The organism is Stackebrandtia albiflava, from assembly GCF_007994225.1.
Lineage (GTDB): Bacteria > Actinomycetota > Actinomycetes > Mycobacteriales > Micromonosporaceae > Stackebrandtia > Stackebrandtia albiflava.
Genome location: NZ_VLLL01000005.1, coordinates 667,692 through 689,544, shown reverse-complemented (window position 1 = coordinate 689,544; position 21,853 = coordinate 667,692). Strand labels below are relative to the sequence as shown.

At 70.5% G+C, this 21,853-nt stretch carries 20 protein-coding genes; 9 read left to right on the top strand and 11 right to left on the bottom strand.

Annotation, left to right across the window (positions count from 1 at the left end; genetic code table 11):
• Window positions 1–939, bottom strand: a complete 939-nt coding sequence (gene miaA / locus LX16_RS04090; RefSeq protein ID WP_147133301.1) for a tRNA (adenosine(37)-N6)-dimethylallyltransferase MiaA — start codon at window positions 937–939, stop codon at window positions 1–3.
• Between the two features lie 309 nt (window positions 940–1,248).
• Between miaA and LX16_RS04085 the strand changes: the two genes are divergently transcribed.
• The 3 genes from LX16_RS04085 (at window position 1,249) to LX16_RS04075 (ending at window position 5,575) form a co-directional block, all read left to right on the top strand.
• Window positions 1,249–2,469 (top strand): DUF349 domain-containing protein, encoded by a 1,221-nt coding sequence (locus tag LX16_RS04085; protein WP_147133298.1) that lies wholly within the window; start codon window positions 1,249–1,251, stop codon window positions 2,467–2,469.
• Between the two features lie 187 nt (window positions 2,470–2,656).
• Window positions 2,657–3,424 carry a tyrosine-protein phosphatase gene (locus tag LX16_RS04080; protein ID WP_147133295.1) on the top strand — a complete coding sequence of 256 codons (768 nt, stop codon included), beginning with the start codon at window positions 2,657–2,659 and terminating at the stop codon, window positions 3,422–3,424.
• 108 nt (window positions 3,425–3,532) lie between these two features.
• Window positions 3,533–5,575, top strand: a complete 2,043-nt coding sequence (locus LX16_RS04075) for a SpoIIE family protein phosphatase (RefSeq protein ID WP_147133292.1) — start codon at window positions 3,533–3,535, stop codon at window positions 5,573–5,575.
• On the opposite strand, the gene miaB is transcribed toward LX16_RS04075, so the two are convergent.
• Window positions 5,569–7,077 carry a tRNA (N6-isopentenyl adenosine(37)-C2)-methylthiotransferase MiaB gene (miaB, locus tag LX16_RS04070; RefSeq protein ID WP_147133288.1) on the bottom strand — a complete coding sequence of 503 codons (1,509 nt, stop codon included), beginning with the start codon at window positions 7,075–7,077 and terminating at the stop codon, window positions 5,569–5,571. The genes LX16_RS04075 and miaB overlap by 7 nt on opposite strands.
• Before the next feature lie 58 nt (window positions 7,078–7,135).
• Window positions 7,136–7,627 carry a DUF1990 domain-containing protein gene (locus LX16_RS04065; RefSeq protein WP_211354274.1) on the bottom strand — a complete coding sequence of 164 codons (492 nt, stop codon included), beginning with the start codon at window positions 7,625–7,627 and terminating at the stop codon, window positions 7,136–7,138.
• Window positions 7,628–7,747: 120 nt separating this feature from the next.
• Between LX16_RS04065 and LX16_RS04060 the strand changes: the two genes are divergently transcribed.
• Window positions 7,748–9,001 (top strand): MFS transporter, encoded by a 1,254-nt coding sequence (locus tag LX16_RS04060; RefSeq protein ID WP_147133281.1) that lies wholly within the window; start codon window positions 7,748–7,750, stop codon window positions 8,999–9,001.
• Here the strand turns inward: LX16_RS04060 and LX16_RS04055 are convergent.
• Window positions 8,998–9,411 carry a DUF2203 domain-containing protein gene (locus LX16_RS04055; protein WP_147133277.1) on the bottom strand — a complete coding sequence of 138 codons (414 nt, stop codon included), beginning with the start codon at window positions 9,409–9,411 and terminating at the stop codon, window positions 8,998–9,000. The genes LX16_RS04060 and LX16_RS04055 overlap by 4 nt on opposite strands.
• Window positions 9,412–9,527: 116 nt before the next feature.
• On the opposite strand from LX16_RS04055, the gene LX16_RS04050 reads away from it, so the two are divergent.
• Window positions 9,528–10,514 carry a cation diffusion facilitator family transporter gene (locus tag LX16_RS04050; protein WP_425304416.1) on the top strand — a complete coding sequence of 329 codons (987 nt, stop codon included), beginning with the start codon at window positions 9,528–9,530 and terminating at the stop codon, window positions 10,512–10,514.
• Between the two features lie 145 nt (window positions 10,515–10,659).
• A complete protein-coding gene (locus LX16_RS04045) occupies window positions 10,660–11,946 on the top strand; it encodes a citrate synthase (RefSeq protein WP_147133275.1) in 1,287 nt (428 codons plus the stop codon).
• On the opposite strand, the gene LX16_RS04040 is transcribed toward LX16_RS04045, so the two are convergent.
• The 6 genes from LX16_RS04040 to LX16_RS04015 form a co-directional block, all read right to left on the bottom strand.
• A complete protein-coding gene (locus LX16_RS04040) occupies window positions 11,922–12,668 on the bottom strand; it encodes an NUDIX hydrolase (protein WP_147133271.1) in 747 nt (248 codons plus the stop codon). The two genes, LX16_RS04045 and LX16_RS04040, sit on opposite strands and share 25 nt — an antisense overlap.
• Before the next feature lie 186 nt (window positions 12,669–12,854).
• Complete coding sequence (locus LX16_RS04035) at window positions 12,855–13,397, bottom strand: regulatory protein RecX (RefSeq protein ID WP_147133266.1); 543 nt, start codon at window positions 13,395–13,397, stop codon at window positions 12,855–12,857.
• 8 nt (window positions 13,398–13,405) lie between these two features.
• Window positions 13,406–14,452, bottom strand: a complete 1,047-nt coding sequence (recA, locus tag LX16_RS04030) for a recombinase RecA (protein ID WP_147136995.1) — start codon at window positions 14,450–14,452, stop codon at window positions 13,406–13,408.
• A gap of 161 nt (window positions 14,453–14,613) precedes the next feature.
• Entirely contained in the window at window positions 14,614–14,814 is a 201-nt protein-coding gene (locus LX16_RS04025) for a DUF3046 domain-containing protein (RefSeq protein WP_147133263.1), read from the bottom strand.
• Window positions 14,811–16,079 carry an MFS transporter gene (locus LX16_RS04020; RefSeq protein WP_211354273.1) on the bottom strand — a complete coding sequence of 423 codons (1,269 nt, stop codon included), beginning with the start codon at window positions 16,077–16,079 and terminating at the stop codon, window positions 14,811–14,813. Before LX16_RS04020 ends, LX16_RS04025 begins: the two co-directional genes overlap by 4 nt.
• Before the next feature lie 8 nt (window positions 16,080–16,087).
• Entirely contained in the window at window positions 16,088–17,398 is a 1,311-nt protein-coding gene (locus LX16_RS04015; protein ID WP_147133260.1) for an aminotransferase class I/II-fold pyridoxal phosphate-dependent enzyme, read from the bottom strand.
• 51 nt (window positions 17,399–17,449) lie between these two features.
• Here LX16_RS04015 and LX16_RS04010 point away from each other — a divergent pair, with 51 nt between their 5' ends.
• Window positions 17,450–18,082 carry a pyridoxamine 5'-phosphate oxidase family protein gene (locus LX16_RS04010; RefSeq protein WP_147133256.1) on the top strand — a complete coding sequence of 211 codons (633 nt, stop codon included), beginning with the start codon at window positions 17,450–17,452 and terminating at the stop codon, window positions 18,080–18,082.
• Window positions 18,083–18,171: 89 nt separating this feature from the next.
• Window positions 18,172–18,819, top strand: a complete 648-nt coding sequence (gene leuE, locus LX16_RS04005; protein WP_147133253.1) for a leucine efflux protein LeuE — start codon at window positions 18,172–18,174, stop codon at window positions 18,817–18,819.
• Between the two features lie 4 nt (window positions 18,820–18,823).
• On the opposite strand, the gene LX16_RS04000 is transcribed toward leuE, so the two are convergent.
• Entirely contained in the window at window positions 18,824–20,008 is a 1,185-nt protein-coding gene (locus tag LX16_RS04000) for an MFS transporter (RefSeq protein ID WP_280176799.1), read from the bottom strand.
• Window positions 20,009–20,146: 138 nt separating this feature from the next.
• On the opposite strand from LX16_RS04000, the gene LX16_RS03995 reads away from it, so the two are divergent.
• On the top strand, window positions 20,147–21,832 hold the full coding sequence (locus tag LX16_RS03995) for an alkaline phosphatase D family protein (protein WP_158645469.1): 1,686 nt from the start codon (window positions 20,147–20,149) through the stop codon (window positions 21,830–21,832).
• Window positions 21,833–21,853: the final 21 nt, after the last annotated feature.

The following is a 21,853-nucleotide window of genomic DNA, read 5'->3' as shown; positions in this document are numbered from 1 at the left end:
TCAGGCTTCCAGGGACTGCGCCACGACGCGGAGTGCGCGTCCCACCAGATCGGGCGCCGCCGCGTCCAGCCACCGATAACGGTCGTCGCGACCGAACCAGGAACGTTGCCGCCGGACGAACCGGCGGGTCCCGATCACGGTGCGCTCCTTGGCCTCGTCCTCGGTCAGCCGCCCGTCGAGGTGGTCGAGGATCTGCCGGTAACCCAGCGCCCGTGAGGCCGTCAGGCCGTCCCGCAGGCCCTCGGCCGTCAGGCTCTCCACCTCCGCGACCAGCCCGTCGCGCCACATCGACTCGACCCGGTCGGCGATACGACGGTCGAGTTCGGCGGGATCCCGGTCGACCGCGATGTGACACACCCGGTAGAGGGGCCGCGGGTTCGGCAGTGTCGCGGTGAACGAGCCCCGCAACCCCACCACCTCCAACGCCCGCACGATCCGGCGACCGTTGCCGGGGAGGATCGCCGCCGCCGCGGCCGGGTCGACGGCCCGCAACCGCTCGTGCAGCCGGGCCGGGCCCAGCTCCGCCAGCTCGGCCTCCAGGGCCGCCCGCAGTTCGGGGTCGGTTCCGGGGAAGTCCAGGTCGTCCACCGCGGCCTGGACGTACAGTCCCGACCCGCCGACCAGGACCGGTGTCCGTCCCGACGACAGCAGGGCGTCGATCCGTTCCCGCGCCAACCGCTGGTACTCGGCCGCCGTGGCGGTGTACGTCACGGGCCAGACGTCGAGCAGATGGTGGGGCACGCCGCGCCGCTGCTCCGGGGGGAGCTTCGCCGTTCCGATGTCCATACCGCGATAGAGCTGCATCGAGTCGGCGTTGACGACCTCGCCGTCCACCGCCTCGGCCACCGACAGCGACAGGTCCGACTTCCCGGCGGCCGTGGGCCCGGCGATGACCACGACCGGCCCAGGTAGGCTTTCGGCGTTGTCGGTACGGCCCATGTCGCGCTCCTCCTCGGGAAACGGCCGCCTCACGGCGCTCGGTGCTGCCGGTCACGGTGACCGTCTGGCGACCTCCGGTGGTGAACCGCCCACACCACACCGGTCACACGTCTCCATATGGTCACGGTTTGATCGCGGCCCACCCGGCGGGCACCGCCGTGACCAGCGCTTCCGCGAGGTTAGGGTGGATGTGCGGTTGGCGGCCCCCCGCTGATCACCGTAAGGTACCGGTAGGGAAACCAGGACAGGCAACTGGTCGGGCCACAGGCCCGGCGACACGACAGATCCGGCTAGGGAATAGGGAACGCCATGAGCGGTGAGAACCAGGAAGTGACACGGTTCGGCCGAATCGACTCCGACGGTACCGTCTTCGTCAAGACGGCGGCCGGCGAACGGGTTATCGGTTCGTGGCAGGCGGGGTCACCAGAGGAAGGCTTGGCCCACTTCGCGCGCCGGTTCGACGATCTCGTCACCGAGGTCGACCTGGTCGCCGCGCGCCTGAACGCCGGCAACGCCGACCCGCAGCACACCGCGGCGACGATCAAGAAGCTCCAGGCGTCACTCACCGACGCCCACGCGATCGGTGATCTCGACGGTCTCGCCGCGCGACTGGAGGAACTGGCCGAACGCGCCGCCGTCAAGGCCGACGAGGCCAAGGAGGCCAAGTCCGCCGCCCGCGCCGACGCCGTCGCCCGCAAGGAGGCCCTCGCCGCCGAGGCGGAGACGCTGGCCGAGAACTCCACGCAGTGGAAGGCCGCCGGGGACCGGTTGAAGGCCATCGCCGACGAGTGGAAGACCGTCCACGGCGCGGACCGGAAGACCGACCAGGCGCTGTGGCGTCGGTTCGCCGCCGCCCGCGACGCGTTCACCCGCCGCCGCGGCGCCCACTTCGCCTCCCTCGACTCCGAACGCAAGGTGATCGCGGTCCGCAAGGAGGAGCTGATCGCCGAGGCCGAGAAGCTGGCCGGCTCCACCGACTGGGCGGAGACCGCCGACCGGCTCAAGCGCCTGATGTCGGAGTGGAAGGACGCCGGGCGCGTCGCACCCGACGCCGAGCAGAAACTGTGGAAGCGGTTCCGCGCGGCACAGGACCGGTTCTTCTCGGCACGCAGTGAGGTGTTCTCGGCGCGTGACGCCGAGCAGAAGGAGAACCTCACGAAGAAGCGGGAGCTGTTGGCCACGGCCGAGGCGATCGACGTGGACGCCGACCCGCGTGCCGCCCAGCAGGCGTACCGGGAGATCCAGGCGCAGTGGGAGGAGATCGGCCACGTGCCCCGTGACGCCGCCGGTGGCCTGATGCGCCGCCTGCGTGCCGTCGACGACAAGATCCGTGCCGCCCTGGACGTGGCGTGGCGGCGCACGCCGATCGCGGAGAACCCGTTGCTGATGCAGATGCGGGAGCAGGTCGCCGAGGCGGAGGAGCGTCTGGAGCGCGCCAAGAACGACGGCGACGCCAAGCGGATCCGCAAGGCCGAGGACGCGCTGAACAGCAAGCGCCAGGTACTGCAGCTGGCCGAGAAGGCCCAGTGACCTGACCGACACGTGCACGGCCCGGAGGTCATCACGCCTCCGGGCCGTTCGCGTGCCGGGGGTGGGCTTCGCCGGTACGGCCGGTTAGGGTCGTAGTCACACGACGCCGCCGGTTCGCGGCGGCCCGTGCCGGGGTCGCGCGCGGCTGGATCGTCCTCCACCGCCCCGACTCACCCTGGTAGGACTCATGAGCAGCGAAGAGACCACTCGCCCCGCCCTCGCGCCCCACCCCGACGGAGACCCGCGCTTCATCGCCATGCGCACCGTGTTCAACTTCCGCGACCTCGGTGGCCTGCGTACCCGCGACGGCCGCACCGTCCGTAACGGACTCGTGTACCGCTCCGATCAGTTCGGCAACGCCTGCCCGGAGGACGTCGACCTGCTCGTCGACAAGGTCGGGCTCAAGACCGTGGTCGACCTGCGCCGCGGCAGCGAGATCGCCAACACCGGCGGGTTCGCCCCCGACCGGGGTGTGGACGTCGTCCACCTGGAACTCAGCCACATCCCGTGGGAAAGGTTCCGGCGCGACGTGACACGGGAACCCTCCCCCGTGCCGTTCCTGGTGCAGCGTTACACCGCCATGGCCGAATGCGGCGCGGAAGCCGTCCGGGGCACCCTCGAACTGATGTGCGGCGCGACGCCGCTGGTGTTCCACTGCATGGCGGGCAAGGACCGCACCGGCATCGTGGCGGGTGTGACCCTGGCGCTGCTCGGCGTGCCGGAGGCCGACATCGCCGCCGATTACGCGCTGACCGCCCAGGGCATGGGCAGGTACCGCGAGTGGCGGTTGTCCGAGGGCGCCGACGAGCACGACCAGTGGGGCATCCTGCCCGAGGCCGAGGCCATGCTCGGACTGCTGGAGAACATCGACACCCTGTTCGGCGGGATCGAGGAGTACGCCTACGCCATCGGCTTCCACGACGTGGAGCGGTTGAGGGAGAAGCTGCTCGACTGACCCACGCGGCCCGTCGGCGGGGCGACAAGGCGCGACGAAACGGGCGTATGCCGCATATCATGCACGGATGGGGGTACGCAGCCTGCCGTGGGACGGTGAGGACATCGGATGAGCCAGTCATTCGGCGCGATGTTCTCCGGGGACCTGACGATCGCCACGATCGTCGTCGACGCCGACCGCCGGATCAGCTACTTCGGCTCCGCGGCCGAGGAGCTGACCGGCTTTCGCCGCAGTGACGTCGTCGGGCGCGACATCCAGGTAATCCTGAGCACCGCCGCCGCGGACGGCAAGGACTACCCGATCGGCAAGCCGACCGGCCATCCCGAGGTGCACCAGATCCGGCGGGCCGACGGCAGTACCCGCGCCGTCATCACGTACCGGCATCCGATCCCGCAACCGAGCGGGCCGCCGGCCACCCTGGTGCTGGGCATCGACGTGGCCGAGAGCCGCGAGACCGAGATGGGCCTGGGGCTGCTGAACGCGTTCTTCCGACAGGCGACGTTCGGCTTCGCGATCCTCGACAACCAGCTCCGGTTCGTCGCGCTCAACGAGGCGCTGGCGAGGATCAACCGGCGCCCGGTCATCGACCATCTCGGCCGGCCGATCGAAGAGGTGATCGAGTCACCCGACATGGCGACCTACCGGGCGCTGCTGCGTGCCGTCATGGAGACGGGCGAACCGGTGCAGGACCTCCACATCCCCGGTCACCCCTCCACCGCCCCGGACGCCTCGACCGTGTGGGCGGTCTCCTGGTACCGGTTGACCGACACGCCCGGGCGGCCGTTCGGGCTGTGCGGTGTCGTCATGGACGTGACCGAGAGTCAACACCCCACGCTGGACGACGGGCGCAACCGGGACCGGCTGGCGTTGCTGAGCGCGGTCGGCGCGAAGGTCGGCAACACGCTGGACTTCCGCGAGACCGCCCAGGACCTCGCCGAGCTGCTGGTCACCGACTACGCCGACATCGTGATGGTCGACGTGGTCCACACCGTCATCTCCGGCGAGGAACCCGACGACTTCATCGACGAGGAGACCCTGGTGTCGCGGATCGGCGGTGCGGCGCGGGAGACCTCGACCCACACCGAGAAGATCCTCCGCGTCGCCAGCCCGCGCCGGGCCGCCGAGACCAACGCCTTCGCCCAGGTGCTGAACTCGAACCAGCCACAACTGTCCAACGATCCGCTGCTCTCGGAGTCGATGGCGCTCACCGGCGAACGCCGCGACGCCGCCGACGCCGCGGGGCTGGCGTCCGTCATCGTCGCACCGTTGCGCGCCCGGGACGTCACTCTCGGGGTGTTGACCTGCATCCGGCTGGTCGGCAGGGGGCCGTACGACGACGACGACCTCCTGCTCGTCCAGGAGATCGCCAACCGGACCGCGCTCAGCATCGACAACTCCCGGCTGTACCGCGACGAGAAGCAGGCCGCGCTGACCCTGCAACTGAGTCTGCTGCCGCAGCGTCTCCCCGACCTGGCCGAGGCACGCCTGACCTATCGGTACCAGCCGAACCGGGCCAACCTGCGGGCCGCCGGCGACTGGTTCGACACCGTGGTGCTTCCGGGTAGACGGATCGCGATGGTGGTGGGCGACGTCGCCGGCCACGGCATCCACTCCGCCGCCGCCATGGGCCACTACCGCACGGCGGTGCGCAGTCTCGCCTCCATCGGCCTGGATCCGGCGATGCTGCTGACGAGACTCAACGACCTGGCGATGGACTTCAGCGGTGACGTCACCGCGACCTGCGTGTACGTGTTGTACGACCCGGTCGAGCACTGGTGCGCGATGGCGAGCGCGGGCCATCCCCCGCCGGTCCTCTCACTACCTGACCAGCCGCCGCAGGCGAAGGAGATCGCGGGCGGTCCGCTGCTGGGCGCCCTGCCGGGCGCCGAGTACCAGTCGACGGCGATGGCGACTCCCCCGGGAACCCGGTTGCTGTTGTACACCGACGGCCTGGTGGAGAGCCGTTCCACCAAGTTCGACGAGGGCGTGGAGCACCTGGTGCGGTTGATGCGCACCAGGCGCCCGGCCGGTGAGCTGTGCGACCAGTTGATGGCCGAGTCCCCCAGCAGCGAGGACGACCGGACGGTACTGCTGGCCGAGTTCAAGGGGCTCAGCCCCCACCTCCGGCCGCCGCGCGCCGCCGGTCAGTGACCGCCGCAGCAGGCGCCGCCGTCGTCGGTGGGCGGCGGCCCCACCGGCAGGCCCACGCCCGGCATCCCGAGAGACACGCCGGGCAGCTTCGGCCGGTTCCCGGCCTCCCACGCGTCGCCGGCGGCCGTGAATCGGTGATCGGTGGGCAGGTCGTCGGCGATGAGGTGGTGGGGCGCGGCCTGTGTTATCACGGTGGTGACCACGTCACCGGGACGCACCGACATGCCGGAGGCGTCGAAGTGGACCAGCCGGCCGTCGCGCGCCCGACCCGACATGCGGCCGGTGGCGGAGTCCTTGCGGCCCTCTCCGACCGACACCAGGACCTCGACCTCACGGCCGATCAGTCGCCGGTTCTCGGCCCAGGAGATCTCCTCCTGCACCGCGATGAGCCTCTCGTACCGGTCCTTGACGACGGCCTTGGGAACCTGGTCGGGCATCGTGGCGGCGGGCGTGCCGGGGCGGATGGAGTACTGGAACGTGAACGCGGAGGAGAACCGGGCGCGCCGTACCACGTCCAGGGTGGCCTGGAAGTCCTCCTCGGTCTCACCGGGGAACCCCACGATGATGTCGGTGGTGATGGCGGCGTCGGGCATCGCCGCGCGGACCTTGTCGATGATCCCGAGGTACCGGTCCTGGCGGTAGGAGCGCCGCATCGCCTTGAGGACCCGGTCGGAACCGGACTGCAACGGCATGTGGAGCTGATGGCAGACGTTGGGGGTCTCCGCCATGGCGGCGATGACGTCGTCGGTGAAGTCCTTCGGGTGGGGGCTGGTGAACCGGACCCGTTCCAGTCCCTCGATGTCGCCGCAGGCGCGCAGCAACTTGCCGAAGGCGAGCCGGTCGCCGAACTCGACGCCGTAGGAGTTGACGTTCTGCCCCAGTAGCGTGACCTCGCTGACGCCCTGATCCACCAGCGCGCGCACCTCGGCCAGGATCTCGCCGGGGCGGCGGTCCTTCTCCTTGCCGCGCAGGCTGGGGACGATGCAGAACGTGCAGGTGTTGTTGCAGCCCACCGAGATCGACACCCAACCCGCGTAGGTGGACTCGCGCCTGGTCGGCAGCGTGGAGGGGAAGACCTCCAGGGACTCCAGGATCTCCACCTCGGCGCGCGCGTTGTGCCGGGCGCGTTCCAGCAGGACCGGCAGCGACCCGATGTTGTGCGTGCCGAACACCACGTCCACCCACGGCGCACGGGACACGATGTCGCCCCGGTCCTTCTGGGCGAGGCAACCGCCGACGGCGATCTGCATGCCCGGGTTGGCGTCCTTGACCGGCCGCAGGTGGCCGAGGTTTCCGTACAGGCGGTTGTCCGCGTTCTCCCGGACGGCGCAGGTGTTGAACACGACGACGTCCGGCTGGGTGTCCTCGGCGGCGGCGACGTAGCCGGCGTCCTCCAGGAGTCCACCGATCCGCTCGGAGTCGTGGACGTTCATCTGGCAGCCGTACGTGGTCACGCGGTATGTGCGCGAACCGGACCGGGTGGGTGTGGTGGTGGTAGGCATAGCGGATCCAGCCTAGCCCCGACCCTCGCCGCCGGTGCAGGCGAGTTGGCCCGAGGTGTCAGGCGGTGGCGGCCCGTGCCCCGGTCTCGACGGCCCGGGCGTACGCGTACATGGCCAGGCGTTGGGCCAGGGGTACCACCGGTCCGGCGAGTCTGGTGAACCAGCGCGCGGGGCGGCTGTAGGCGATGACGGTGAACCAGACGGTGCCGTCGGGGTCGCGAGACACCGTGAAGCTCTCCTCGCCGGCCTCGGGGTGTCCCGGCAGGGTGCCGTAGCCGAAGCCGATCCGGTCGGGTTCGGTGACGGTCCACACCACCCGGCACGGCGCCCGCAGCGGCCCCAGCCGGCAGACCACCGACACGCCGGGCTCGGCGCGGGGTGCGTCCGCGCGGGGGCGCAACCCCGCCCGCCGGTGCATCTCCCAGGTCATGACCACCTCGGCGGCGGCCTCGAAGTCGCCGCGGAGCCGCGCGCGGTGACTCAGCCGGCGCAGTCCCGGGGCGGGCCGGTCGGAGCGGGTGACACCGACCGGCGTGTAGGTGTAGTCCACAGCGGAAGGGTATCGGGTCACGGCCGGATCGGATCTGCGCCGGGTTGAGTCGACCCGACTCAACTACGAGCGGCGGGGCGGAGTAGTCTCGACCGCCGTCCCTCCCGTGAAGGTGCGCCGATGACCTCTCAGCCCCGTGGCCTGCTGCGCCGCCACGCCGACTTCCGTCGCCTGTGGCTCGCCGACGCGCTCAGCGCCGTGGGGACCCGGATCGGCATGCTCGCACTGCCGATGCTCGCGCTCCTCCACCTCGACGCCACCGCCTTCGAGGTCGCGCTGCTCCACACGCTGGAGACCCTCGGGTCCCTTCTGCTCGGCCTGCTCGCCGGGGCGTGGATCGACCGGATGCGCTGCCGCCCCGTCATGATCGGCACCGACATCGCCCGGTTCGCGCTGGTCGCCTCCATTCCGGCGGCGGCGTTCCTCGGAGTCCTGACGATGACCCAGTTGTACGTCGTCGCCTTCGTCACCGGGATCGCCACCGTCTTCTTCACCGTCGCGGCGACCACCTACCTCCCCCGCCTCGTCGCCGACGGCGACCTCGTCTCGGCCAACGCGAAACTGGCCACCAACACCTCGGTCGCCGCCGTTCTGGCCAACGGGGCCGGCGGGCTGCTCATCCAGGCCCTCACGGCACCGGTGGCCCTCGCGATCGACGCGGCCGGTTACCTCTGGTCGGCCGTGTGGCTGCGCCGGATCCGTCACCGCGAACAGCCGCCCACGGTGGAACGCCGTCACCTGGGCCGCGACGTCGTCGAGGGGCTGCGGTTCGTCGCCTCCCAGCCGGTGCTGCGGGCGTTGGCCGGATACTCCGCCTGCACCATGCTGTTCCAGTCCATGCACGCGGCGGTGACGGTCGTGTTCCTCGTCGAGTGGATCGGCCTGGGACCGGCCGCCGTCGGGCTCGTCGGCATGTCGGGACTACTGGGAGCGCTCGTCGCCGGGCCGCTCACGCACCGTCTCGCCGCCCGGTTCGGCGGGGCACGGGTCCTGTGCGCGGCCGCCGCCTGCTACGCGGTGGGTTTCGCGATGACCCCGCTGACCCGCCCCGGCTGGGAGACCGCGTGGTGGATCACCGGGAACCTGCTGCTGTGCGCGGCCATCGTCACCAACCACATCCTGTCGGTGACCACGCGGCAGTTGATGTGCCCGCCCGGGCTCCACGGCCGGGTCGGCGCCACGATGAACTTCATGATCTGGGGTGTGATGCCGATCGGCAGCCTTCTGGGCGGAGTCGTGGCGACCCTCACCGACGTGCGCGTCACGCTGTGGATCGTCGCGGCCGGTGTCACGGTGTCCGCCCTGTGGATCGTGGCCTCACCGCTTCGCACGCTGCGCGCCCTGCCCGCCACCCGCCAAGTCACGGCGGCCTAACCGGAGGACTCACCCGCCCGCAACGGCCGCCGCCCCGCGAAACCCAGTTCACTGCGGTGGTACCACGCCAGGTCGGTCTCACCCTCCACCCAGCACAGTCGCACGTCCATGCCCTCCCACCGGGACGGGAAGTCGATCAGCAGCGGCGCGATCCCCTTGACCTCGATGCCGTGGGAGGCGAACCACGAGATCGCCTCGTTCAGGTGCGCCTCCAACGCCTTCGCCTCGGCGATGCCACCGGCGTGGGAGTCGTCCTCCGTGTTGATCGCCAAGGCGAGTTCGGCCAGGTCGGCCCGCATCCGCACGATGAGCCCGGCCCGCTCCAGGACCTCCGGCATCAGGTCCCGGGCCTCCTCCAGGGTGAAGACACGCTCGGTGCCGCCGAAACCCAACTCGTCGTCCAACTCCATCGGCCTACCCTCTCACCTCATCGGTGCGCCACACCGGGGATCCCCGGGAATCCCCGGGAACGGCCGGTTACCCATTCCTCCCGGACGCCATCCGGGCCGGCCCGGCAGGCTCTAATCTGCACACACCGGCACGGGAGGGGGATCCGGTGGGCGACGACACGACGGCGCGACCGGACGGCGGCACACAGGAGAGCGTCGGCACGGTCCTGCTGGCGGGTGCCATGAACCTGTCGATAGCCGTGGCCAAGGCCGTCGCCGGGGTGTTCAGCGGCTCGGCCGCGATGCTGTCGGAGTCGGCCCACTCGGTGGCCGACACCGCGACCGAGGTGTTCCTGTTCGTCGCGTTGCGGCGGGGCGCCCGCCGACCCGACTCCCGCCATCCCCTCGGGTACGGCCGCGAGGCGTACTTCTGGGCGTTCCTGGCGGCGACCTTCACCTTCGTCATCGGAGGCGGCTTCTCCATCACCCACGGCGTCGGGGAGATCCTCGGCGCCGAGGCCCCCGGCGACTACCTGGTGTCCTATCTGGTGCTGGGCGTGTCCTTCGTCCTGGAGGCGATCTCCCTGATCCGGGCGGTGCGGCAGTCCCGGCGCTCGGCGCGGCGGTGGCGCACCGACATGGTCACCTACCTGCGGCACACCCCGGACACGACCGTCAAGGCGGTGGTCCTGGAGGACACCGCCGCCCTGATCGGCCTGGTCCTCGCCGCGGCCGGCCTGGCGCTCACCGAGATCACCGGCGACGCCCGTTACGACGGCGTCGCGTCGGTGCTGATCGGGCTGCTGCTGATCGCCGTCGCGATCGTCCTGGCCGCCGCCAACACCTCGCTGCTGATAGGCCAGGCGGTGCCTCCCCGGCTCCAGAGCATGGTGCGCGACGAACTGCTCGCCACCGACACGGTTCGCGCAGTGGACGAGCTCTACATCCTCCACCTGGGACCGGACTCCATATTCGTCGCGGCGAAGGTCGACTTCACCGACACCGCGACGGGCGCCGCCATCGAGGCGGCCTCCGACGCCGCCGAGAACCGGTTGCGGGAACGCATCCCGTCCATCGACTACGTGTTCCTCGACCCGTCCCCGGGGCCGAACCGGCCACGGTGACCGCCGGACACGAGGGCAAACGGCGCAATCCCCGGCCCCCGGCCACTACCATCGCCGAAACAGGCGGGCAGCCGGCCGCTAAAGTGCACAATCCACACGCGGCCACACCGGCGGCCCACCAACGGCTACCTCGGGAGAACAGACCATGGCAGACCACGCCAGGCTCGCACACGGCGACACCCGACTCGACCTGCCCGTACGGGAGGCGACGGAGGGACCCGGCGGCTACGACGTCAGCGGCCTGCTCGGCAAGACCGGACACGTCACACTCGACGTCGGCTTCGTCAACACCGCGGCGTGCGAATCCGCCATCACCTACATCGACGGCGACGCCGGCATCCTGCGCTATCGCGGGTACCCGATCGAACAACTCGCCGAGAAGTCCACCTTCATCGAGGTGTCGTACCTGCTCATCTACGGCGAGCTGCCGACCGCCCGGCAACTGTCGGAGTTCTCGGGGCGGTTGCGCATCCACACACTCGTCCACGAGGAGATGCGCCGCTTCTTCGACGGCTTCCCCCGCGACGCGCACCCGATGGCGGTGTTGTCCTCCGGTGTCAGCGCACTGTCCACCTTCTACCAGGACAGCCTCGACCCGTTCGACGACGACCACGTCGAGGCGTCCACCGTCAGGCTGCTCGCCAAGGTGCCCACGATCGCCGCGTACGCGTACAAGAAGTCGATCGGCATGCCGCCGATGTACCCCGACAACTCCCTCGACTACGTCGAGAACTTCCTCCGGATGACGTTCGGCATGCCCACCACGCCGTACGAGGTCGACCCCGAGATCGCCAGGGTCCTCGATCTGCTGTTCATACTGCACGCCGACCACGAGCAGAACTGCTCGACGTCGACGGTGCGGATGGTCGGTTCCAGCCACGCCAACCTGTTCGCCTCCGTGTCCGCCGGGGTCAACGCCCTGTTCGGACCGCTCCACGGTGGTGCCAACAGCGCGGTGCTGCGCATGTTGTCCGGCATCCGGGCCGACGGCGGCGACATCCCCGCTTTCGTGCGGCGGGTGAAGGACAAGGCCGACGGGGTGCGGCTCATGGGCTTCGGACACCGGGTCTACAAGAACTACGACCCCCGCGCCGCCCTGGTCAAGGAGGCCGCCCGCCGGGTCATCGACCGGATGGAGCGGCCCGATCCACTGCTCGACCTGGCGATGCAACTGGAGGAGATCGCGCTGGCCGACGACTACTTCATCGAGCGCAGGTTGTACCCCAACGTCGACTTCTACACCGGCCTCATCTACAAGGCGATGGGCTTCCCGACCCCCATGTTCACCGTGCTGTTCGCATTGGGACGGCTGCCCGGCTGGATCGCCCAGTGGCGGGAGATGATCGCCGACCCGGCCACGAAGATCGGGCGCCCGCGCCAGATCTACACCGGCGCCACCTCGCGTGACTACCTGCCGGTGGACCGGCGCTGACCACGGGCGGAGGCCGACCGGTCGACGGCACGGTACAGCGGCGGTTGCAGCCGGGTGGCCGTGCCCCGGCGGAACAGCGCCGCCGGTCGGCCGCCGTCACGGGTCGTCGACTCCCCGGTCGCGACCAGGAAGTCGGGGATGCGGGTGACCTTCCGGTGGAAGTTGCCGGGATCGAGGGTCTCGCCCCACACGATCTCGTACACCCGCCGCAACTGGGAGATCGTGAACTCCGGCGGGCAGAACGCCGCCGCGACGGTGGTGTGTTCCAACATGCGCCTGGCGTGTTCGACCGCGTCCTCGACGATCGTCCGGTGGTCGAAGGCGGTGCCGGTGCCGCCCGCCAGGACCTCGGCCACCGGTAGCCAGCCCACGTCGGCGGCGTCGCCTCCGGCGGTGGCCGTGGGTGGACTGGGCACCAGGGCGAGGTAGGCGATGCTCACGACCCTGCCGCGCGGATCCCGGCCGGGCGCGCCGTAGCCGCGGAACTGCTCCAGATGCACCTCCCCGGGGCGCAGCCCGGTCTCCTCCCGCAGTTCACGTGCCGCCGCGTCGTCGAGGTCCTCGTCGGCCTCCAGGAATCCGCCGGGCAGTGCCCACTCCCCCTGGTACGGCGGGTTGGCCCGGCGGACTAGGAGTACGACGAGTTCGTCGGCGGGCACGGTCAGGATCACCGTGTCCACGGCGACCGACGCGGTCGGTGGTGCGGTGTGGTCGTGGGACATGCATCCTCACCTCCGGCCCGGGAAAAACGGCGATCGGGTGGCCATCGCACCCACCGCTTTACTGTAGGCATGACATTAACAGTCGGGAGGTCGTATGGGAAGCCGTCGCGGACGCCGCACCGCCGTTCTCCGGCCCGGGAACACCGCTGGACGGACACGATGTCGGGATCCGACACCCGCCGCGCCTCAGACGGTGCCGTCCTCGATCATCGCGTCCGGATCGATCTGCTCGGCCAGCTCGGCCATGGCCGAATCACGTTCGGCCATCACCTCCTTGACCACCCCCACCGCAACGCCCGCCGGGTAACCCTTGCGGGCCAGCATCCCCACCAGGCGGCGGAACACCGCCTCCGGCGGCACCGCGCCCATGCCCCGCAGGCGCCGCGCCGCCAGTTCACGGGCGGCGGCCCGTTCGTCGTCCTCGTCGAGCTGCTCCAACGCCTCGTCGACCAGTTCGGTGTCGACGCCTTTGCGGCGCAGCTCGTTCGACAGTGCGCGCCGCGACAGCTTCCGGCTGCGGTGCCTGCTCGACACCCACGCCCGGGCGAACGCCGCGTCGTCGACCATGCCGACGTCCCGGTAACGATCGAGCACGTCACCGATCACGTCGTCGGAGACACCCCGTTTCGCCAACGCGTCGGCGAGTTCGATGTAAGTGCGGGGCCGCACCGCCAGCAGGCGCAGGCAGATCTGCCTGGCCTGCTCGGCGGGATCACGTGTCTCGTCCATCCGGCGGATCAGAAGTCGACCGGCGGCTCTTCGACCTCGACGGTGGACGCGTCCTGCGCCTGGCTGCCGACGCCGAGCTTCTCCTTGATCTTCTTCTCGATCTCGTTGGCCAGGTCGGGGTTCTCCTTCAGGAACGCCCTGACCTTCTCCTTGCCCTGACCGAGCTGGTCGCCCTCGTAGGTGTACCAGGCGCCCGACTTGCGGACGATGCCCTGCTCCACGCCCACGTCGATGAGCGAGCCCTCACGGCTGATGCCCTGCCCGTACAGGATGTCGAACTCCGCCTGCCGGAAGGGGCTGCTGACCTTGTTCTTGACGACCTTGACGCGCGTGCGGTTACCGACCGCCTCGCCGGCGTCCTTCATGGTCTCGATCCGGCGGATGTCCAACCGGACCGACGCGTAGAACTTCAACGCCCGCCCACCCGAGGTGGTCTCGGGACTGCCGAACATGACGCCGACCTTCTCGCGGAGCTGGTTGATGAAGATCGCGGTGGTGCCGGAGTTGTTGAGGCCACCGGTGATCTTCCGCAGCGCCTGGCTCATCAGGCGGGCCTGGAGACCCACGTGGCTGTCACCCATCTCGCCCTCGATCTCGGCGCGCGGCACCAGCGCGGCCACCGAGTCGATGACGATCAGGTCGACCGCGCCGGAGCGGATCAACATGTCGGTGATCTCGAGCGCCTGCTCACCGGTGTCGGGCTGCGACACGAGCAGGGCGTCGGTGTCCACGCCGAGCGCCTTGGCGTACTCCGGGTCCAACGCGTGCTCGGCGTCCACGATGGCCACGATGCCGCCGTCGGCCTGCGCGTTCGCGATGGCGTGCAGCGCAAGGGTCGTCTTACCGCTCGACTCCGGGCCGTAGATCTCGATGATGCGGCCCCGGGGCAGGCCGCCGATGCCGAGTGCCACGTCCAGGGCGATGGAACCGGTCGGGATGGCCCGCACGTCGGACTTGGGCCGTTCGCCCAGGCGCATCACGGCGCCCTTGCCGAACTGCTTGTCGATCTGCGCCAGCGCGAGATCCAGCGCCTTGGCTTTGTCTGGTGCGGCCATGCCCGCCCCTCCCGTGGTGGTGGTCTTCTTGCTGGGTGTCTTAGCCATGCCGGTCACGTTAGACCGCGGGTGCGACATGCCCCGGGTGACGTCACCGGGCCGGCGATCGAACATCACCCTACCCGAACTAACGTTCTAATCGCGGCCAGGTGACGGCCCGGTCATCGCCGGATCCTCGCCGGGACGCGGTCGCCGTATGCACGGCACACGGCCATCCAGACCTCCTTGGCGTCGGTGTCGCGCAACGCCTCGTTGACGCTGCGCCCGTCGAGTTCGGGGAGCACCTGGTCCTGCGCGACGCTGGAGGCGTACTCCTCGCCGAAGGTCTCGCGCATGTTCTCCCAGAAGTCGGTGAGCCTCATGATGTACCTCCCTTTCCGGTGTCCCGGGCTCTCCAGACCAGGACGGTGACCGGTAGCACGGTGATCGCCGCCAGGAGTGCCAGCCACGGATACCCCGCCAGTTCGACGACGAACCCCGACAGGGCGCCCGCCAACGCACCCGCGATACCCATCGTCAGGTCGGAGAGCCCCTGCAGGCCCGGACGCCGATCGGTCGGGACGGCGCCGGTCAACATCGCCGAACCCGCGACCATCGTGCACGACCAGCCGAGTCCCAACAGGACCAGACCCACGGCCAGGCGGGTGTGGTCGTGCCCCGCGGTGCCCGCGGTGGCGCAGGCGGCGACCAGCAGCGCGATGCCCAGCAGGATGACCGGCCGCTGTCCCCACCGGTCCGCCAGCAGCCCCGCCACCGGGGACAGGGCGTACATCCCGGCGATGTGGAGGCTGAGGACGACGCCCACGACGGTGGTGACCTGGTCGGGGTCGGTCATCCCGTGCTTGATGTGGATCGGGGTCATCGCCATGACCGCGACCATGACGAGGTGTCCCAGCGCGACGGCGAGCACGCCGAGCCGGGCGGTGCGGTTGCGCCTGAACTCACGCCAGCCCTGTCCGACGCTGGCCCTGGGGGCGGCCTCCCCGGTGTCGGTCAGGCTCCTGGCGATCCGGAGCGGGTCCGGCCGCAGGAAGGTCCACAGCAGTACGGCTGCCAGTGCGAAGCCGACGGCGCTGGCGAGGAAGGGGCCGGCGTACCGGGGACCGCTCAACTGCTCGCGCAGCGTGTCGTCGGCCAGGGGGGCGAGGCTGGGGCCGGTGACGGCGCCGATAGTGGTGGCCCATACGACGATCGAGAGTTGCCGGGCGCGGCGGGCGGGTGCGGCGAGGTCGGCGGCGGCGTACCGGGCCTGGAGGTTGGCCGCGGTACCGCCGCCGAGCAGGAACATGCCGACGAACGCCAGCGGCGCCGAGCGCAGGTAGAGGGCGCCCGCGACCAGGAGTGCGCCGACGACGCCGCTGGCGTAGGCGAGGACGAGTCCGTGGCGGCGGCCGCGTGCGCCGGTGACCCGGACGATCGGGATCGCCAACAGTGCGCCTCCGATGACGGCGCTGCTCTGGCCGAGTCCGGCGAGTGCGGAGGTGCCGGTGAGGTCTTCGAGGAGTAGCGCACCGACGGCGATGCCGACGGCGACACCGACGCCGCCGAGGATCTGGGTGACGAACAGCAGGGTCAACGTGCGGGTCTGGATGCGGGCGACGTCGGGGGGTGGGTATGTGGGGGTCACTGGGTTTCCTATGCGCGGCTGCGGTGGGGTCGGAGTCCGGCGGCGATCGCGTCGGCGAGGTCGCCGAGCCGGTGGTCGGGCAGGTTCGTGACGGTCACGCGGACGCCGGGTGGCGACTGTAGTCGGTGGGCGGCTCCGGCGGCGACAGCGTAACCGCGATCGCGGAGGGCGGTGACGGTGGTGGTTTCGTCGGTGACCGGGATCCAGACGTTCAGGCCGCTGTCGCCGATCGCGGGCACGCCCCGGGCGGCCAGGGCGGCGATGAGCGCCTGCCTGCGGTCGCGGTAGGTGCGCGAGGCGTTCCGGATGGTCCGGGCGGCGGCGGGGTCGTTCATCAGGGCGGCCACCACCTGTTGCAGGACCGTGGAGACCCAGCCGGAGCCGAGCCGCATCCGCCCCTCCAACCGGGTGACGGTGTCGTGGTCTCCGCAGGCGACGGCCAGTCGCAGGTCCGGGCCGTACGGCTTCGACACCGAACGCAGGAACAGCCAGTGCGTGGCGGCGTCGGCCACGGGGTGGAGTGGCCGGGTGGAGAGTTCCGCCCAGTGGTCGTCCTCGATGACGAGGGTGTCGGGGTGTCGTTCGAGCAGCGCCCGCAGCCGGAGTGCCCGTGCGGCGGAGATGTCGGCGCCGGTGGGGTTGTGGGCTCGGCTGGTGAGGATCACCGCGCGGGCGCCGCCGCGTAGTGCGTCGGCGAGCCCCTCGGCGGTGGGTCCCTCGCGGTCGACGGGCATCGGGTACGGGTGCATGCCGAGCGCGGCGACGAGGTCGCGGAGGTTGGCCCAGCACGGGTCCTCGATCCCGACGGCGTCGCCGGGTCGCAGGTGGGCGGACAGTACCCGGTCGATCCCGTCGAGTGCGCCACCGGTGACGGTGAGGGCTCCGGTCACACCGTCGCGGGCGAGGCGGTCGCGCGCGATGTCGAGCAGTCCGGGACACGGGCCGGCGTCGGCGTAACCGCCGGGTGCGGGGTGCACGGCGGCGAGTGCGGCGGTGAGGTCGGGCAGGAGGGACGGATCGGGTTCGCCGTTGGAGAGGTCGAGTGTTCCGGCGGGCAGTGGTTGGGGGCCGCGGTGGAGCAGCGCGGAGCGGTGCCGGACCCGGGTGCCGTGCCGTCCGGCGGTCTCGATGACACCGCGTTGCCGCAGCGTGCGGTAGGCGTTGGCGACGGTGGCGGTGGCGACGCCCAGTTCGGCGGCGAGCCGTCGCACGGGTGGGAGGGCGGCGCCGGGCAGCAGGTGGCCGTCCCGGACGCCGGCCTCGACGCTGGCGGTTATGTCGGCGGCGCCCGCACCGGTGATCTGATAATGTTCTGCCACAGTCACAGGATTGTACTAGCACAATGTTCGGAACGAGTACCGGGATGTCCCATGGCCTTCACCCCCACCGCCCGCACGACGTCGCTGCGTTCGCCCGAGAAACTGCGTTACGACCGCGAACTCGCCTACTCGATCCTGGACGCCGCGCTGATCTGCCACGTCGGCTATCAGTTCGACGACGGTCCGCGAGTCCTGCCGACGGCGTACTGCCGCATCGACGACACCCTCTACATCCACGGTTCCACGGGAAGCCGGGCGTTCCTGTCCGGTCGCGACGGCATCGACGTGTGCGTGACGGTCACCATCCACGACGGGATCGTGTTCAGTCGCTCCTGGTTCCACCACTCGGTCAACTACCGCTGCGTCATGGCACACGGGCGCGCCGAACCGGTCACCGACCCGGAGGAACGGCTGCGGGCGTTGGCGGGGCTCGTCGACGCCCTCGCGCCGGGCCGTTCGGGCGACAGCCGCCCGCCCACCGCCAAGGAGCTGGCACAGACGGCCGTCTTGGCGCTGCCGTTGACGGAGGTGTCGGTGAAGGTGCGTACCGGCGGACCGAACGAGGACCCCGCCGACACCGGGCTGCCGTACTGGGCGGGTGAACTGCCGCTGCCGGTGGTGGCGGGCCGCCCGGTTCCCGACGAGTTCTGCACCGAACCGGCGCCTTCGTACCTGATGCGCTGACCGTCCGTCCACATTCCGGGCGGTCGGTGGCCGTCCACCGGATCACGAGCCACACTCGGTCTCGTCGCTCGTCTCGTGAGGAGTTTCGCGTGTTGGGAGTCACCGACCTGTGGGCGTACGTCATCGCCACGGTGCTGGTCATCCTGTTGCCGGGGCCGAATTCGCTGTACGTGTTGTCGGTGTCGGCCCGTCGTGGTGTCCGGGACGGATACCGCGCCGCCGGCGGCGTGTTCCTCGGCGACACCATCCTGATGATCGCCTCGGCCGCCGGAGTCGCCTCGCTCCTTCAGGCGTCGCCGGTGTTGTTCGACGTCATCCGGTGGGCGGGCGTGGCGTACCTCGGCTATCTGGGCGTCATGCTGCTGCGCGACGGGGTGCGCACCTGGCGGGACCGCCACACCGAGGTCGTCGTGGAGGACACGGCCCCGGTGACGACCGGTGAACGGCCGTTCCGGCGGGCACTGGTCGCCAGCCTGCTCAACCCCAAGGCGATCCTGTTCTTCGTGGCGTTCTTCGTGCAGTTCGTGGACCCGTCGTACCCGTATCCGGCGGTGAGTTTCGCGCTGCTGGGCGTCATCGTCCAGGTGTGCAGCTTCGGTTACCTCACCGCGTTGATCTTCAGCGGGAACGCGCTGGCGACGGCGTTCCGGCGGCGCAAGGCCCTGGCGTCACTCGGCACCGGCGCGGTGGGCGCCGTCATGATCGGTTTCGCGGCACGGTTGTCCACCGGGGTCTGACTGCTCAACCCGGTTGCGGCACCGGTCGGCTCCGGGCGCGCAGCGAGGCCGCGGTGAACGCCGCCAGGCAGAGCGCGCACAGGACTGCGGGCAACCAGAACAGGCCGGGCAGTCCCAGGCCCGCGACGGCGACGGCGCCGAGGAGTCCGCTCACCGGTTTGGCGGCGGTCTGCGCGCTGAAGAAGGCGGCCGAGGCGGTGCCGGGGCGTCCCGGTACCAGTCGTTGCGCGTAACTCAGCCCGAGTGCGATGGTCGCCGCGAACAGGAACACCTGGAAGACGTGGAACACCACCACCTGCCACAACTGCGTGCTGGTCGCGAGGACGGCGTATCCGCACACCCCCACGGCCAGGGCGACGGCGATGATCCGCCGGATCCCGAACCGGTCGGCGGCCATGCCCACGAGTGGGAACACCACGACCTCCGCGCCCGCCACCGCCGCGATGAGGACACCGAACACGAACGTGCTGTGGTGCAGTTCCTCCACGACGTACACCGGCAGGTAGACACCGCGCAACATGTCCCCCACGATGACCAGGCAGGTGCCCACTGCGAAGAGCGTGAGCGGCAGGTTGCCGCCGCCGCGGGACCGGGGACCGGCCGTCGTGGCGGCGGGCCTGGTCGAGTCGAGGAACAGTGCCAGTATCGCGACGCCCGCGTACGCGACCGCCGCGACCGCGAAGGCGGCGCGGATTCCCGCGACCGAGGCCAGGGCGGTGCTCAACACTGGGCCGATCATGAAACCGAAGGAGTAGCCGCCGCGAAGCGTGGAGTTCACCGTGGACGGCCTGGGTTCGTCGCGCGCGGCCATGACGTCGGCGAGACCGGCGAATATCTGGGCGTTGAGGACCCCGTAGGGGGCCGACAGGAGGGCGGCGTACACCAGTAGGGCGAGCCAGAACACGTCGGTGAAGCCGACCAGCGCCCATCCGGTGGCCATGACGGCCGCCGAGGCGCACATGACGGGTATGCGGCTGCGCCACCGGTCGGATCGGCGGCCGATGACGAGGTTGACGGCCACGCCCAGCAGTCCGGCCACAGTGGTCATGGCCGCCTCCTCCAGTGAGGCACCGAGCTCCTGGATGAGGAACAGTGACATCAGTGGCATCCCGGCGGATCCGGACATACCGGTGAGCACGAGAACGAAGGCGTACCAACGGTATGGGCGATCGGCGAGGAGTCCTCGCATGGTGGTGGGCAAGGGGCCTCCCGGGAGCGGGAGTGGATGCTACCGCAGGTCGGCAAGCGCCTGCCGCCGCGCGACCCGGCCGGCGGGAGACCCCGCTATCCTGGTCCGGCACTTCGCGCCGGACCGGAGGGAACCCCCATGGCGGAACTGGTGTTGGGCCCGGTGCTTCGTCACGTCGACCAGACCTCGGCGACGATCTGGGTGGAGACCGACCGGCCGTGCCGGGTGACCGTGTCGGGGCACGAGGCCGACACGTTCACGGTGCACGGGCACCACTACGCCCTCGTCGACGTCACCGGCCTGTCGCCCGGTTCGACGACCGTCTACGGCGTCGATCTCGACGGCCGGACCGTCTGGCCGGTCGAAGGCGCCTCGGTGCCGCCCAGTGTGATCCGCACCCTGCACGACGGTCCGGGCACCCGGCGGCTGCTGTTCGGATCCTGCCGCACCAGCGTTCCGCACGAACCGGCGTACGTCCTCACCCACGGCGTGGACATGCTGCGTGCCTACGCGCTGCAGATGCGGCGGCCGGAGGCGGCGCCGTGGCCGGACTCCCTCGCCCTGCTGGGCGACCAGGTCTACGCAGACGAGCCCCCCGAGGCGGTCCGCCGGTTCATCCGGGAACGGCGTGACGTCACCGAACCGCCCGGTCACGAGGTCCTCGACTTCGAGGAGTACGCCGAGCTGTACCGGGTGGCGTGGAGTGACCCGGAGGTGCGGTGGCTCATGTCCACGGTGCCGGTGATGATGATCTTCGACGACCACGACCTGCGCGACGACTGGAACACCTCGCAGACGTGGCAGGACGAGATGCGCACCGAGTCCTGGTGGCGGCGCCGGGTGACGGCCGGGATCGGCGCGTACTGGGTGTACCAGCACGCCGGCAACCTCTCGCCCGCCGAGCGCGCCGCCGACCCGATGATGCGGTTGCTCGGCCCCACCGGGGACCACGGTGACGAACTGGACCGGTTCGCGTGGGAGTGCGATCAGGACCCGTCCGGGTACCGGTGGAGTTACCTACGGGACTTCGGCGACTCCAGGCTGATCATGCTGGACTCCCGGTGCGCCCGGACCCTGACGCCCGGTGACCGCCGCATGATCGACGACGCCGAGTGGGAGTGGTTCGTCGACGCCACCCGGGGCGAGTTCTCCCACCTGTTCGTCGGCTCCTCGTTGCCGGTACTGCTTCCCAGCGGCGTCCACTACGTGGAGAGCTGGAACGAGGCGCTCAGCGACGGGGTGTGGGGGCGACGCGCGGCACGTTTCGCCGAGTGGCTGCGCCAGACCATCGACCTGGAGCACTGGAGCGCGTTCCGCCGCAGCTTCGACGACATGGCGGCCCTGGTGACGGCGATCATCCGGGGTGAACACGGCACGCCGCCGGCCAACATCGTGTTCCTGTCGGGCGACGTCCACTACTCGTATCTGGCCCACGCGCGCATCCGCCGCTCCCGGGGCTCGGTCTACCAGGTGGTGTGCTCCCCCATCCGCAATCCGCTGAACATGGTGATGAGGGTCGCCAACGCCGTGGCGCAGACCGTCGTCGCGGGCCTCCTCGGCCGGGCCCTGGCGCTCACGGCGGGGGTCCGCAAGAGCCGGTTCGGGTGGCGGATGAGCCGTGGCCCGTGGTTCAGCAACTCCATGGCGACGTTGGAGTTCGACGGGGAGGACACCGTGGTGCACTGGCACACCAGCGGCAAGAACCCCAACTGGGACGATCCCTGGCTCGCGGTGATGGCCCGGCAGGAGCTCGGCGGCCGGAAACGGCCGCGGCTGCGCCGCCTGCGGGAGCGGGTTGGGCGAAGCGGTGCCGGTGTGTCGTAGTCGGCGGGCAGTATCGAGGCC

Coding starts and splice junctions, on each gene's coding strand:
- miaA (WP_147133301.1), bottom strand. CDS start 939: ATGGGCCGTACCGACAACGCCGAAAGCCTACCTGGGCCGGTCGTGGTC.
- LX16_RS04085 (WP_147133298.1), top strand. CDS start 1,249: ATGAGCGGTGAGAACCAGGAAGTGACACGGTTCGGCCGAATCGACTCC.
- LX16_RS04080 (WP_147133295.1), top strand. CDS start 2,657: ATGAGCAGCGAAGAGACCACTCGCCCCGCCCTCGCGCCCCACCCCGAC.
- LX16_RS04075 (WP_147133292.1), top strand. CDS start 3,533: ATGAGCCAGTCATTCGGCGCGATGTTCTCCGGGGACCTGACGATCGCC.
- miaB (WP_147133288.1), bottom strand. CDS start 7,077: ATGCCTACCACCACCACACCCACCCGGTCCGGTTCGCGCACATACCGC.
- LX16_RS04060 (WP_147133281.1), top strand. CDS start 7,748: ATGACCTCTCAGCCCCGTGGCCTGCTGCGCCGCCACGCCGACTTCCGT.
- LX16_RS04055 (WP_147133277.1), bottom strand. CDS start 9,411: ATGGAGTTGGACGACGAGTTGGGTTTCGGCGGCACCGAGCGTGTCTTC.
- LX16_RS04045 (WP_147133275.1), top strand. CDS start 10,660: ATGGCAGACCACGCCAGGCTCGCACACGGCGACACCCGACTCGACCTG.
- LX16_RS04040 (WP_147133271.1), bottom strand. CDS start 12,668: ATGTCCCACGACCACACCGCACCACCGACCGCGTCGGTCGCCGTGGAC.
- LX16_RS04035 (WP_147133266.1), bottom strand. CDS start 13,397: ATGGACGAGACACGTGATCCCGCCGAGCAGGCCAGGCAGATCTGCCTG.
- recA (WP_147136995.1), bottom strand. CDS start 14,452: ATGGCCGCACCAGACAAAGCCAAGGCGCTGGATCTCGCGCTGGCGCAG.
- LX16_RS04025 (WP_147133263.1), bottom strand. CDS start 14,814: ATGAGGCTCACCGACTTCTGGGAGAACATGCGCGAGACCTTCGGCGAG.
- LX16_RS04010 (WP_147133256.1), top strand. CDS start 17,450: ATGGCCTTCACCCCCACCGCCCGCACGACGTCGCTGCGTTCGCCCGAG.
- LX16_RS04000 (WP_280176799.1), bottom strand. CDS start 20,008: ATGCGAGGACTCCTCGCCGATCGCCCATACCGTTGGTACGCCTTCGTT.
- LX16_RS03995 (WP_158645469.1), top strand. CDS start 20,147: ATGGCGGAACTGGTGTTGGGCCCGGTGCTTCGTCACGTCGACCAGACC.